Genomic DNA, 13,131 nt, shown 5'->3' with positions numbered 1-13,131 from the left:
GGGCGCCGGCACACGTCGCGCGAAAACCGCAAACGCAAAAGGGGCGACCGTCGCACGACGGCCGCCCCTCTCGTAACGCACTGCCCGAAGGCCGCGCGCCGTCGACTTACGCCGAGATCTTCATCTTGTCGGTCGCGACCGCAACGCGGTTCGAGATCGGCTGCGCGAACTCGCCGAACATCTTGAGCATCCGCTCGGTCGAGCGCGAGCCCTCGGCGATCATCGTATCGAACGCGGTGCGCGCATAATCGCCCTGGAGCTTCATGAACTCGGTCGGCGACTTGGCGGCGGCGAGCGTCTTGGCGGCTTCGGTCGCGCTCTCGAACGAGGTCTTGGCGTACTCGGCAGCTTCCTGGCCGAGCGCTTCGACGTTCTTCGCGGCGATCTTCGACGACTCGACGAGCGCCTCGATGTTGCCCTTGCCGAAAGCGACGAAATCTTCCGCCATCTTGGCCGACTTCTCCATCGCGCCCTTGGCCTGCTCGGTGAACTCGGCAGTGTTCGAGCCGCTGAAGAGGGCCTTGGTCTTCTCGGTGATGCTCTGGATCGTATCCATCATGGCGTCCTTTGTTTCGCTAGCTGGGATCCCCAATGGCACGGCGGCCTGAATCGGGGCGGGAATGTCCGTGTGCGGCGATACAAAAGCTGCCGCGAGAGGTTGAGGTGCCGGCGTCTTGGCGATCGGCTCGAATGCCGGTTTCGCCGGCTTGGCGACGGTCCGAGGAGCCTTCGCGATGGCGGCAGGCTTCGAACCGGCTTTAGCCGTCCGTTTCACGATATCCACCATCCACGCACCTCTCTTCGGAGTTATGTCGCGGTCTTCATACACGAATTTTCGCAGCGCACAATTTAATTGTGCAGCGCACCATGACGTTTACGTAAGGTAGCGCTATCGGCTCTTCACATACTCGCCGGGCGCCTCGCCAAGCGCCTTCAGAGCCCCCTCGCCCGGCAGCCGCGCACCGTCCGCGGCCACCGTCTCGGCACCAAGCGCGCGCAACCATTCGACCCAATCCGGCCACCAACTGCCCTTCGTCTCCGTCGCACCGGCAACGAAGTCGCCGAGAGTCGTGTGCGCCCCCGAATTGGTCCAGTATTGATACTTCCCCGCAGCCGGCGGATTGACCACGCCCGCGATATGCCCCGACCCCGCCAGCACGAACTTCAGCGGCCCGGCAAATAATTGCGTGAGTTTCCAGACGCTTTCGGCCGGCGCGATATGATCCTCGCGCCCCGCCTGGACATAGCTCGGCGTCGAGACCTTGGTCAGATCGATCGGCGTACCGTCCACCGTCATCGTGCCCGTCACCAGCAAATTGTCGCGGTACAGGTCGGTCAGATAGCTCAGATGCCATTTCGCAGGCAGGTTGGTCGTATCGCCGTTCCAGTGGAGCAGGTCGAACGGCACGTAATCCTGCCCCAGCAGGTAATTCTGCGTGACGTAGTTCCAGATCAGGTCGCGCCCGCGTAACAGGTTGAAGGTCGTCGCCATGTAGCGCCCGTCGAGGAACCCCTCGGGCGACAACGACGCGACCATCTTCAACTGCTCGTCGTCGATGAAATGCTGCAGCTCGCCAGCCTGCGCGAAATCGACCTGCGCGGTGAAGAACGTCGCGCTAGCCACCTTCGCGGCCTCGCCACGCGCGGCCAGCAACGCCAGCGTAGCGGCCAGCGTCGTCCCCGCCACGCAATAGCCGATCGTATGCACAGCCGGCACGTCGAGCGCGGCGCGAACCGTATCGATCGCCTCGACCTGCGCACCGACATAGTCGTCCCAAACCACGTCCTTCATGCTCGAATCGGCCGACTTCCACGACACCATGAACACGGTGATGCCCTGCTCGACCGCCCAGCGGATGAAGCTCTTTTCCGGCGTCAGGTCGAGGATGTAGAACCGGTTGATCCACGGCGGAAAGATGACGAGCGGCGCCGCCAGCACGCTCTCGGTGGTCGGGCTATACTGGATCAGCTCGTAGAGCGGCGTGCGTTTCACCACCTTGCCCGGCGTCATCGCCAGGTTGCGCCCGAGTTCGAATGCGCCGTCCGGCGTATGCGTCACCTGCCCGCGGGCAAGATCCGCCATCATGTTCTGCAGGCCTTTGAGCAGATTCTCGCCGCGCGTCTCGATCGTCTTCTCGATCACCTGCGGGTTGGTCAGCGCGAAATTGGTCGGGCTCATCGCATCGACGAACCCCTTGGTCGCGAACCGCAACTGCTCCTTCTGCTTCGGGTCGAGCCCGTCGACCGCCTCGACACCGCGCAGCATGTGGTCGCCGATCAGCTCATAACTCTGCCGGATCAGGTCGAACACCGGCTCGCGCCATTGCGGCGCCTTGAAGCGCTTGTCGGTGACGGGGGCGGAGTCGGGCGCCTTGGCCGGATCGAGAAACCGCTGCCACAACGTAAGGCTCTCGGCCCAGAAATCGCGCGCACGCTCCAGCGTCGCGGGGTCGGTGAAGCCGGGAATGGCCGGGATTCCCTCGGGCTTGGCCTGCATCGCCGCGAGCCCCTGCTCCATCATCATCTGCTGCGCACGCCCCATCACCCACGTCCAATGCTGGAGATCGGGGAGGGTCGGCGTCGAGGCGTCGGGAGGAGTATCGGCCATGGCATCCTCTGCTTTTTCGGGAGCTTAACGCAGACGCCGGCTCGGCGGAAGCATGGTCACATCGACGATTGTTGGTCGCAGGAAACTCCACGATCCTCCCCCGCCAGGGGGAGGTGGCTGGCCCTTGCCAGACGGAGGGGGAGGACACGGAGCCGAGGTTGCGCCTGCCTCCCCCTCCGTCACCTTCGGTGCCACCTCCCCCTTGCGGGGGAGGATTGACTGAATACCCCAGCTTTCGCCCCCGCGACGAATGAGGCGGATGACGCCCCCGCTCACCTGCGGTACAGCACCCGCTCCTCCAGCTAGAGGCTGATCATGTCCGAAGACTTCTACCGCATCAAACGCTTGCCCCCCTATGTCATCGCCGAAGTGAACGCGATGCGGGCGGCGGCGCGCGCGGGCGGGGAGGACATCATCGATCTCGGCATGGGCAATCCCGACCTGCCGCCCCCCGAGCACGTCATCGAGAAGCTCGTCGAAGTCGCGCGCAAACCCAGCGCGCACGGCTATTCGCAGTCGAAGGGCATCCCCGGGCTCCGGAAAGCCCAGGCGAATTACTACGGCCGCCGCTTCGGTGTCGACGTCGATCCCGAGACCGAGGTCGTCGTGACGATGGGCTCAAAGGAGGGCCTCGCGAGTCTGGCCACCGCGATCACCGCGCCCGGCGACGTCGTGCTCGCGCCCAACCCGTCCTATCCGATCCACACCTTCGGCTTCATCATCGCCGGCGCGACGATCCGCGCGGTGCCGACGACGCCGGACGAGGCGTATTTCGAGAGCCTCGAGCGGGCGATGGCGTTCACCGTGCCCGCGCCGTCGGTGCTGGTGATGGGCTATCCGTCGAACCCGACCGCCGAGGTCGTCGACCTCGCCTTCTACGAGCGCGTCGTCGCCTTCGCGAAGAAGCACAAGCTGTGGGTGATCTCCGACCTCGCCTATTCGGAGCTGTATTTCGACGGCAAGCCGACCCCCTCGATCCTCCAGGTGCCGGGCGCGAAGGACGTCGCGATCGAGTTCACCTCGCTCAGCAAGACCTATTCGATGGCCGGTTGGCGGATGGGCTTCGGGGTCGGCAACAAGACGCTGATCGCGGCGATGACGCGCGTGAAGTCGTACCTCGACTACGGCGCGTTCACGCCGATCCAGGCCGCAGCGTGCGCCGCGCTCAACGGCCCGCAGGACATCGTCGAGCGCAACCGCCAGCTCTACCACAAGCGCCGCGACGTGCTGGTCGAGAGCTTCGGCCGCGCTGGGTGGGACATCCCGAGCCCCCGCGCGAGCATGTTCGCCTGGGCCCCGCTCCCGCCCGCGCTCGCGCACTTAGGTAGCCTTGAGTTCACCAAACAATTGCTGACTCACGCGCACGTCGCGGTGGCTCCAGGGGTGGGCTACGGCGAAAACGGCGAGGGCTATGTGAGGATCGCGATGGTCGAGAACGAACAGCGGCTCCGCCAGGCGGCGCGCAACGTGAAGAAATATCTCCAGTCGATGGGCGTCAACACGCCCGCGCGTGGCGCCGGCTAACCCGCCAGCGTGGATATCAATCCGTTATATTCGGTGGCCGGCGTGCTCGTCGGCCTCATCGTCGGGCTGACGGGTGTCGGCGGCGGATCGCTGATGACACCGCTGCTGGTGCTCGTCTTCGGCTTCCACCCCGCCACCGCGGTCGGCACCGACCTGCTCTACGCGTCGGCGACCAAGACGGTCGGGACGACGGTGCATGGCTGGCGCGGCACGGTCGACTGGCAGGTCGTCCGCCGGCTCGCCACCGGCAGCGTCCCCGCGGCGATCGCCACGCTGCTCGTGCTCAACCACCTCGGCGAGAAATCGTCCGACACCGGCCACGCGATCACCGTCGTGCTCGGCGTCACGCTGATACTGTCGGCGGTCGCGACGTTCTTCCGCGGCAGGATCGTCGCGTGGCTGACCCCGCGCATCGGCACTGTAGGCGGTGAACGCCAGGCGATGCTGACGATTCTGCTCGGCGCAGTTCTCGGCGTGCTCGTCTCGCTGACCTCGGTCGGCGCCGGCGCGCTGGGCATGACCGCGCTGTTGATCCTGTACCCCACCCTCCCGATCAACCGGCTGGTCGGCTCGGACATCGCCCATGCCGTGCCGCTGACGCTGCTCGGCGGGATCGGCCACTGGATTCTCGGCTCGGTCGACGTCGACCTGCTCGTGTCGCTGCTGATCGGCTCGATTCCCGGCATCATCGTCGGCAGCCTGATCGCGACGCGCGTCTCCGACCGCGTGCTGGTCCCCGTCCTCGCGACCGTGCTGGCACTGGTCGGCGTGAAGCTGATCTTCTGACATGAGGCCGGGGTTCACCTTCTCGACCAGGTTCCGCGTGCGCTATGCCGAGATCGACGGCCAGCGTATCGTCTTCAACTCGCGCTATCTCGAATATGCCGACGTCGCGGTCACCGAGTTCTGGGAATGGACCGGGATCGCGGAGGCTCTGCCGGACGTCTGGCCGACCACCGAATTCAACGTCCGCCGGACCGAGATCGACTACCTCAAGCCGTTCCGCCTCGGTGACACGATCGAGGCCTTCGTCCGGATCGAGAAGCTCGGTACGACGAGCCTGACGAAGCGGTTCGAGCTCGCGCATGCAGAGACGGGGGAATTGCACACGGTGATCACGATGGTCAGCGTGCACGTCTATCTCGAAACAGGCCGCCCGGTCGCGCTGCCGGATGCGATCCGCACGGTGCTGGAAGCGCTACCGACACGCTGACGCAACAGTCCCCCCCTCCCTGGAAGGGAGGGGTAGGGGGTGGGTCGGCTCATTGGCGAACGCCGGCACTAGCCCCGAGCCGACCCACCCCCAGCCCCTCCCTTCCAGGGAGGGGAGCAGAAGGGGGATTACTCCGCCGCCTCAGCCTCCACCCCATCCCCCGCAACCTCCCCAGGCAGCGCCCAGATAAGATCCCCCTTCCCCAGCACCCGCCCATCATGCGACCGCACCGACACCGGTTGCAACGGCCGCCGATCGCGCTCGTCGACCAGGATCGGGAACGCCGGCACGCACGTCTCCCACCGCTCGCCCCACTGCCGCAGCGCGATCATCGTCGGCAGCAGCGCGAAACCCTTGTCGGTCAGGCCGTAGGCGATCTTCCGCCGGTCCTCCGGAATAGGCTGCCGCTCCAGAATCCCATGCTCGACCAGCCGCGCCAGCCGGTTCGCCAGGATATTGCGCGCGATCCCCAGTTCCGACTGGAACTCCTCGAAATGATGCAGGCCATTGAACGACGCGCGCAGGATCAGGAACGACCAGCGCTCGCCCATCGCCTCCAGCGCGGCAGGCAGGCTGCATTCGAGCAGGGGTTCGCGCAATTTTCCCACGGCGTCTTCCTTATTGGACAGCAACGGTACCGCATAAAAGGCCGAAGCGAAATGCCGGAGCGGAATGGCGGTCAGTTTTCAGTTGCAACTGAAAACGTATCCAGATAAGTAGCAATTAGAAACCTTTTAGGAGTCGACCGATGTCTCGCATCACTCGCGCCCTTCTGACCGCCGTACCCGCTCTGGCGACGGGGTTCGCCGCGCTGGTCGCGACACCGGCATCGGCCCAGACCCCGATCAATTATTATGTTGCCGTCCCCGCCGCGGCGCCCGCCTCGACGCGGCTGATCACCAACGGCACGCCGTGGCGCTGGGAGAATGCGGCGTTCGTCGCCAGCAAGGCGCCACAACGCGACGTTATCCTCTGTGCCGCGGTCGCCAAGCGCGCCGGGCCGCTCGCCAGTTTCACGGTCGCGGGCAAGGCCTATGACGCCGAAGCGCTCGCCGCGTGCAACAACCACGCGAGATAACAAGGATTTTGTTGCAAAAGGGCGCAGCCCGGCCCCATCTACGGTCCGTGCTGCGCCAATATGAACTGGTCGATCGCGTCCTCGACTACGATCCCGACGCCGACGAGGCGATGCTGAACCGCGCCTATGTCTTCTCGATGCAGGCGCATGGGTCGCAGAAGCGCGCGAGCGGCGATCCGTATTTCAGCCACCCGATCGAGGTGGCCGGGATCCTGACCGACCTCCATCTCGATGCCGAGACGATCGCCACCGCGATCCTCCACGACACGATCGAGGATACGGTCGCCACGCCCGAGGAGATCGAGCGGCTGTTCGGCGCCTCCGTCGCGCGGCTGGTCGATGGCGTGACAAAGCTCAGCAAGATCGAGGCGCAGACCGAGAACGAACGCGCCGCGGAGAACCTACGCAAATTCCTCCTCGCGATGTCCGACGACATCCGCGTACTGCTGGTGAAGCTCGCCGACCGTCTGCACAACATGCGGACGCTGCATCACATCGCCAAGCCCGAGAAGCGCCGTCGCATCGCCAAGGAGACGATGGACATCTACGCGCCGCTCGCCGAGCGGATCGGCATGTACGAGTTCATGCGCGAGATGCAGTCGCTCGCGTTCGAACAGCTCGAGCCCGAAGCGTCCGAATCGATCAACCGCCGCCTCGAACAGCTCAAGCAGGGCGACGGCGATCGCATCGCAAAGATCGCCTCCGGCCTGAAGCTGGTGCTGTCGCGCGCCGGCGTCGATGCGGAGATCTCGGGACGCGAAAAACACCCCTATTCGATCTTCCGCAAAATGTCCGAACGCCACATCAGCTTCGAACAACTCTCCGATGTAATGGCCTTCCGCGCGATCGTCCCGACCGAGGAGGATTGCTACCGGGTGCTCGGGATCATCCACCAGCGCTGGCCGATGGTGCCGGGCCGGTTCAAGGACTACATTTCGACGCCCAAGCGCAACGGCTATCGCTCGCTGCACACCTCGGTGATCCACGCCGACAGCGCGCGGATCGAGATCCAGATCCGCACCGCCGACATGCACGCCCAGGCCGAGTTCGGGCTGGCGGCGCACTGGGCCTACAAGCAGCAGATCAACGGCAGCGACCGGCAGGTCAGCTGGATCCGCGACCTCGTCGAGATCCTCGATACCGCCGAGAGCCCGGAAGAGCTGCTCGAACACACGCGTATGGCGATGTACACCGATCGCATCTTCGCGTTCACGCCGAAGGGCGAGCTGATCCAGTTGCCCAAGGGCGCGACCTCGATCGACTTCGCCTACGCGGTGCACACCGATCTCGGCGATCAGGCGGTCGGCGCGAAGGTCAACGGCCGCGTCGTGCCGCTGTCGACGGTGATCGAGAACGGTGACCAGGTCCAAATCCTGCGCTCGAAGGGCCAGTCGCCGCAGCCGCAATGGCTCAACGTCGCGACCACCGGCAAGGCGCTGGCCGCGATCCGCCGCCACCTCCGCCAGAAGGAGCGCGTCGAGCAGGTCGCACTTGGCCAGACCCTGTACGAGGATATCGTCACCCGCCTGCCCGCGCAGATCGGCGCCGATGCACTGAGCCACGCGCTGAAGCGCCTGAAGCTGCCCGATGATTCGTCGCTGATGGTCGCGATCGCGCGGCGGACGCTGTCCGATGCCGCGGTGATGGAGGCGCTGATGCCGGGCTCGGCGGGCGCGGACGTGACGCATGCGCTCGCGCCGCAATCAAGCGCGATCTCGATCAAGGGGCTGACCCCCGGTGTCGCCTATGACCTTGCGACGTGCTGTCATCCGGTACCGGGCGACCGGATCGTCGGGTTGCGTCGGCCGGATGCGGGGATCGAGGTTCACGCGATCGACTGCCGCGTGCTGGGCGAACTCGCCGAGCGCTCCGAGAACGAGACCGACTGGGTCGACGTCGCCTGGGGCGACGAGACCGAAGGCGCCGTTGCGCGGATATCGGTGATGGTGAAGAACGAGCCGGGCTCGCTCGGCATCGTCTCGTCGATCATCGGCGGGCACAAGGCGAACATCATCAACCTGCGGCTCGATACGCGCGACAAGAGCTTCCACACCAACGAGATCGACGTCGAGGTGCACGACGTGCAGCAGCTGATGCGGCTGATGGCGGGCTTGCGCGCGGCGGATGCGGTTCACACCGTGGAGCGGGTGTAGAAACATCCGACGATGACGGCGGGCGCGACGGACGCTAGACGGGGCAGATGAACCGTCCGTCCCTTTCGATCGTCGTCCCCTGCTATAACGAGGCGGCGTGCCTCGACATTCTGCACGCGCGTATTTCCGGCGCGGCGAAGGTCGCGGTCGGCGACGATTACGAGATCGTCCTGATCAACGACGGCTCGCGCGACGACAGCTGGCCGGTGATGCAGCGCCTCGCCGCCGCCGACCCGCGGCTGGTCGCGATCAACCTTTCGCGCAACCACGGGCACCAGCTCGCGCTGACCGCCGGCCTAGACCTTTGCGCGGGCGAGCAGATCCTGATCATCGATGCCGATCTCCAGGACCCGCCCGAACTGCTGTCCGACATGCGCGCGGCGATGGCGGCAAGCCAGGCCGACGTGGTGTACGCGGTGCGCCGCCAGCGCGCGGGCGAAACCGTCTTCAAGAAAGCCACCGCCGCCGCCTTCTACCGGCTGCTGACCCGGATGACCGAAACGCCGATCCCGCTCGACACCGGCGACTTCCGCCTGATGAGCCGGCGTGCGCTCGACGCGTTCCTGTCGCTCCCCGAGCAGGCGCGCTTCATCCGCGGCATGGTCGCCTGGATCGGCTTCAAGCAGGTCCCGTTCCCCTACGATCGCGCCGAGCGGCTCGCGGGCGAAACGAGCTACCCTCTGGCGAAGATGATCCGCCTCGCGTTCGACGCCGTCACCGGCTTCTCGACCGCGCCGTTGCGCTTCGCCAGCCACGCCGGGCTCGCGCTGACCGGCGTGTCGCTGCTCCTGTTCGTCTACATCGCGATCGGCTGGCTCTCGGGCAGCGCGGTGCAGGGCTGGACCTCGACGATGCTGGTCACCGTGTTCCTGGGTGCGGTACAGATGTTCGTGCTGGGGATGATCGGCGAATATCTGGGGCGGCTGTATGTCGAGTCGAAACGACGGCCGCTATATATCGTCGCGGACGTCGCGGGCCCGATCCAGGGGAAAGCGACGCTAGGGTTCCGCGCGGAGCCGGTGGACGTAGTACGGTTGCCTGACACGTCCCTACCAATCCGCGTAGACTGACGAACACCGCCTACCCCGATCCTCACACCACCCCGGCGAAGGCCGGGGCCCAATTGGAAAGGTCGCAGTAACGGAGCGCGGACCTCAGTTGGCCACGTCCCCCAATTGGGCCCCGGCCTTCGCCGGGGTGGTGCTTCCCTAAGAAATTCAGCGCGGGTGTCCTTCACCCCCGCCGCACCGAATTTGCTGCCAATCCTCCCCTGCAAGGGGAGGTGGCAGCGCATAGCGCTGACGGAGGGGTGACGCGCTCTCGATAGGGAGACACCCCTCCGTCGCTACGCGACACCTCCCCTGCCAGGGGAGGATCGAGGCAGCCCTACCGCGGCACCGCCAGCGTCACGATAGAAACCCCCGGCGTCATCGGCACGCGCCCGACCAGATGGCGCTCCAGCCGAAAGATCTTCTCGAACAGCGCATTCACCAGCTTCGGCGGCGGCGAATCGTCGCTGTCGTCGCGCCCGGTCATCCGCCCGGCGATCCGCGCCGCCGCCGCCAGCGGGAACAGCAGCGAATTGAAATAGCCCAGCTTCTCCGGCTTCAGCCCGGCGGTCTCGATCGCTGCCTGCAACGTCGCCTTCGAATAGCGCCGATGGTGGTGGTTCACCACGTCGTGCGCGCTCCACAGCCACGCATGCGCCGGCACCGCGATCAGGATCTTGCCACCCGGCGCAAGGCAATCCGCCATCGCCTTCAACGCCGCGACATCGTCCTCGATATGCTCGACCACATCCAGCACCGCGATCAGGTCATAGTGCGCGCGGGGGACGCCCGGGAGTTCGGGCAACGGCGCAGCGCCCACCGGCTTGCCCAGCCGCTCGCTGGCGATCTCGCGCGCCGCCGGATCGATCTCGATCGCGTCGATCTCGCCGAACTCTGCCAGCATCGGCAGGTTATGCCCGGTGCCGCAACCGATCTCGAGGATCTTCGCATCCTTCGGCAATGCGCCGTAGCGGGTCAGGTAATCCGCCAGGATGTCGCGGCGGGCGCGGTACCACCAGTGGGTGGAGTCGTGCGCGGCCATCCGGTCGTAGACGATGCGGTCCATTAAGTGTCGGCCCTGCGGTTGAAATTCATGTCAGTTGAAAACCCAGAAACGGTTGAGCACGAACGTCACGATCGCGGCAAGGAAGACGGCCGGTATCAGCGGGATCCACGGATGCAGGTGCAGCAGCGCCGTACCGATCCAGGTGATGACCGCATTGAGCGCGAGCCCCGAGCCCTGGACGATGACGAACTTCACGTGGCGCCCCGCGCCGGGCTCCTTTGCGTGCCCCTTGAAGCTCCAGCGGCTGTGGAGGAAGAACCCGACCACGACCGCGACGGCAAACGCGAACGGCACCGCCGCCACCGCCTGGCGTGGCGGGAACACGTACGCGGTCAGCGGCAGGTAGACGAGCGAGTACACGACGCTGGAAATCCCGCCGGCGATCCCGAAGCGCACGAGCTGGCCGAGCACGCCGCTCGCCCGCATCTGCTCCATTTGTCGCCAAATCGCCTGCATGCCCGCCTTGTTCTTTACCAACACCGCGATAGAGCGACGCTTGAGATATGCCCGCGCATCTAGAGTGCGTGCGGGCTGGAGGAAAGCGTTTTGGATCAGGCACCAACTCAGCGGCGGACGCTGCTCGACGCACTCGATCGGCATTGGATCGCGCTGACGCTCGTTGCCTGGGTTGCGGTGGCGGCGTGGTCGATCTTCGATCGCTGGGGCCAGATCCGCTGGCTGTCGCTCGGCGACACCGACGACAACATGCGCCTGATGCAGGTCCGCGCGCTGCTCGACGGGCAGGGCTGGTACGATCTGCGCAACTACAGGCTGAACCCGCCGGTCGGCTTCGACATCCACTGGAGCCGTATCGTCGACCTGCCGATCGCAGCACTGATCCTGTTCTTCCGCCTCTTCACCACCAACAGCTGGGCCGAGCGGCTCGCCTGCGGCATCGCACCGCTGCTGCCGTTATCGATCGCGATGCTGGGTATCGGCGCGACCGTGCGGCGTTTGATCAGCCCGTATGCGTGGCCGTTGGCGATCGTCTTCCTCGTCGGTGCCGTCGGCACGATGTTGATGTTCATGCCCGAGCGGATCGATCATCACGGCTGGCAGCTGGCGATGTTGAGCCTCACGGTCGCGGGGCTGTGCGATACGAACGGCCGTCGCGGTGGCGCGATGGTCGGTATCGCGAGCGCGGTGTCGCTGTCGATCGGGCTCGAACTCCTGCCCTATGCGGCAATGGCAGGGGCTATCATCGCACTGCGCTGGGTGTGGGACCGGTCGGAAGCCGAGCGCCTGTCGATCTACGCGTTGACGCTCGGCGGCGGCAGCACGCTCGGGTTCGCGCTGTTCGCGTCGAACGCCAACCAGGCGATGCGCTGCGATGCGCTGACGCCCGTGTGGTTGAGCGTGATGATCGCGGCGGGGATGCTGCTGTTCCTGCTCGCACGGTTCGGGCCGGCATCGCGCGGCACCCGGCTGGCGCTGGCGGTGGCCGCGGGGGCTGTGATCGTCGCCGGCTTTGTACTGGTGTTCCCGCAATGCCTGGGCCGACCAGAGGGTATCTCGCCCGAGCTGCAACGCAACTGGTTGGACAACGTCCGCGAGGCCAAGCCGATCTACAAGCACAGTTTCCGCGTCGGGTTCTCGATGGCGACGTTGCCGATCATCGGTCTGATCGGCGCGATCTTCGCGGCATGGCAGGCACGACGCGATCGAACGGCCATAGGCTGGGCGGCGGTCGCGCTGTTCACCGCGTTCGCCTGCGCGATGCTGTTGTGGCAGGTCCGCGCGGGGCCGGCGGCACAGCTGCTCGCGGTTCCGGGCGCGACGGCGCTCGGCTGGCTGATCCTGCCGCGCTTGCTTGGCAATCGGTCGATCGCGGTGCGCGTGCTGGGCACGGCCGGCGCGTTCCTGATCGTGTCCGGACTGTTCGCCGGCATGGTGATCAAATACCTGCCGATCGACCGGCCGAAGCCGTATGAGAAGCGCGTCAACATGGCGACGGGCGATTGCCTGCGCACGACCGTGCTGCTCGCGCTGAACAAATACCCCGCGCAAACGATCTTTACCTTCGTCGACATGGGCCCGCGACTGATCACGATCACGCATCACGACGCGATCGCGGGTCCGTATCACCGCAACGGCGATGCGATCCTCGATGTCCAGCATGCGTTCGGGCGGTCTGCGGAAGAGGCCCATGCGATCATCAAGCGCCATGGCGCGACGATGCTGCTGCTATGCCCGAACGCGGCGGAATCGACCAACTACAAGGCGCGTAGCCCGAAGGGGTTCTATGCCGAGTTGGCGAAGAACGAGGTGCCGGCGTGGCTGACCCCGCTGCCGCTGCCGGCGAAGTCGCCGCTGCGATTGTTCAAGGTGGACTGAACCGCACGGCCGTCATCCTCGCGAAGGCGGGGCCCCATTCTGGCTGTCTGCGAGCTCTGTCGGTGAAATCACAGGATATGGGTCCCCGGCTTCGCGGGGGATGACG

General features: G+C 65.8%; 12 protein-coding genes. 7 read left to right on the top strand and 5 right to left on the bottom strand.

From position 1 onward, the window contains the following. Positions 1-106: 106 nt before the first annotated feature. Positions 107-556 carry a phasin family protein gene (locus BM244_RS07585; RefSeq protein WP_254784338.1) on the bottom strand — a complete coding sequence of 150 codons (450 nt, stop codon included), beginning with the start codon at positions 554-556 and terminating at the stop codon, positions 107-109. A gap of 333 nt (positions 557-889) precedes the next feature. After that, positions 890-2,608 carry a PHA/PHB synthase family protein gene (gene phaC / locus BM244_RS07580; RefSeq protein WP_093398372.1) on the bottom strand — a complete coding sequence of 573 codons (1,719 nt, stop codon included), beginning with the start codon at positions 2,606-2,608 and terminating at the stop codon, positions 890-892. A gap of 315 nt (positions 2,609-2,923) precedes the next feature. Between phaC and BM244_RS07575 the strand changes: the two genes are divergently transcribed. Genes BM244_RS07575 through BM244_RS07565 form a run of 3 tightly spaced genes read left to right on the top strand, consistent with a single transcriptional unit; the run spans position 2,924 to position 5,345 of the window. After that, on the top strand, positions 2,924-4,132 hold the full coding sequence (locus BM244_RS07575) for an LL-diaminopimelate aminotransferase (RefSeq protein ID WP_093398371.1): 1,209 nt from the start codon (positions 2,924-2,926) through the stop codon (positions 4,130-4,132). A gap of 9 nt (positions 4,133-4,141) precedes the next feature. After that, positions 4,142-4,918, top strand: coding sequence for a sulfite exporter TauE/SafE family protein (locus tag BM244_RS07570; RefSeq protein WP_056053440.1), 777 nt, complete (start codon positions 4,142-4,144; stop codon positions 4,916-4,918). Position 4,919: 1 nt separating this feature from the next. Continuing rightward, complete coding sequence (locus tag BM244_RS07565) at positions 4,920-5,345, top strand: acyl-CoA thioesterase (RefSeq protein WP_093398370.1); 426 nt, start codon at positions 4,920-4,922, stop codon at positions 5,343-5,345. 128 nt (positions 5,346-5,473) lie between these two features. Here the strand turns inward: BM244_RS07565 and BM244_RS07560 are convergent, their stop codons facing one another. Next, positions 5,474-5,896 (bottom strand): winged helix-turn-helix transcriptional regulator, encoded by a 423-nt coding sequence (locus BM244_RS07560; RefSeq protein ID WP_093399023.1) that lies wholly within the window; start codon positions 5,894-5,896, stop codon positions 5,474-5,476. Between the two features lie 197 nt (positions 5,897-6,093). Between BM244_RS07560 and BM244_RS07555 the strand changes: the two genes are divergently transcribed. The 3 genes from BM244_RS07555 to BM244_RS07545 are packed head-to-tail and all read left to right on the top strand — an operon-like array spanning position 6,094 to position 9,646. Beyond that, on the top strand, positions 6,094-6,423 hold the full coding sequence (locus tag BM244_RS07555; protein ID WP_093398369.1) for a CC_3452 family protein: 330 nt from the start codon (positions 6,094-6,096) through the stop codon (positions 6,421-6,423). Positions 6,424-6,470: 47 nt separating this feature from the next. Further along, complete coding sequence (locus BM244_RS07550; RefSeq protein WP_093398368.1) at positions 6,471-8,576, top strand: RelA/SpoT family protein; 2,106 nt, start codon at positions 6,471-6,473, stop codon at positions 8,574-8,576. Between the two features lie 47 nt (positions 8,577-8,623). Then, a complete protein-coding gene (locus BM244_RS07545; protein ID WP_093398367.1) occupies positions 8,624-9,646 on the top strand; it encodes a glycosyltransferase family 2 protein in 1,023 nt (340 codons plus the stop codon). A gap of 316 nt (positions 9,647-9,962) precedes the next feature. Here the strand turns inward: BM244_RS07545 and BM244_RS07540 are convergent, their stop codons facing one another. Both BM244_RS07540 and BM244_RS07535 read right to left on the bottom strand, forming a co-directional pair. Continuing rightward, positions 9,963-10,691, bottom strand: a complete 729-nt coding sequence (locus BM244_RS07540) for a class I SAM-dependent methyltransferase (protein ID WP_093398366.1) — start codon at positions 10,689-10,691, stop codon at positions 9,963-9,965. A 30-nt stretch (positions 10,692-10,721) separates the two neighbouring features. Then, entirely contained in the window at positions 10,722-11,126 is a 405-nt protein-coding gene (locus BM244_RS07535; protein ID WP_254784337.1) for a GtrA family protein, read from the bottom strand. Positions 11,127-11,237: 111 nt separating this feature from the next. Between BM244_RS07535 and BM244_RS07530 the strand changes: the two genes are divergently transcribed. Further along, entirely contained in the window at positions 11,238-13,025 is a 1,788-nt protein-coding gene (locus BM244_RS07530) for an AcrB/AcrD/AcrF family protein (protein WP_254784336.1), read from the top strand. The last annotated feature ends 106 nt before the right edge of the window (positions 13,026-13,131 follow it).

Source organism: Sphingomonas sp. OK281 (assembly GCF_900115295.1).
Taxonomy (GTDB): domain Bacteria; phylum Pseudomonadota; class Alphaproteobacteria; order Sphingomonadales; family Sphingomonadaceae; genus Sphingomonas.
The sequence above is the reverse complement of the archived record's forward strand: the minus strand, read 5'-3'. Positions and strand labels throughout refer to the sequence as shown.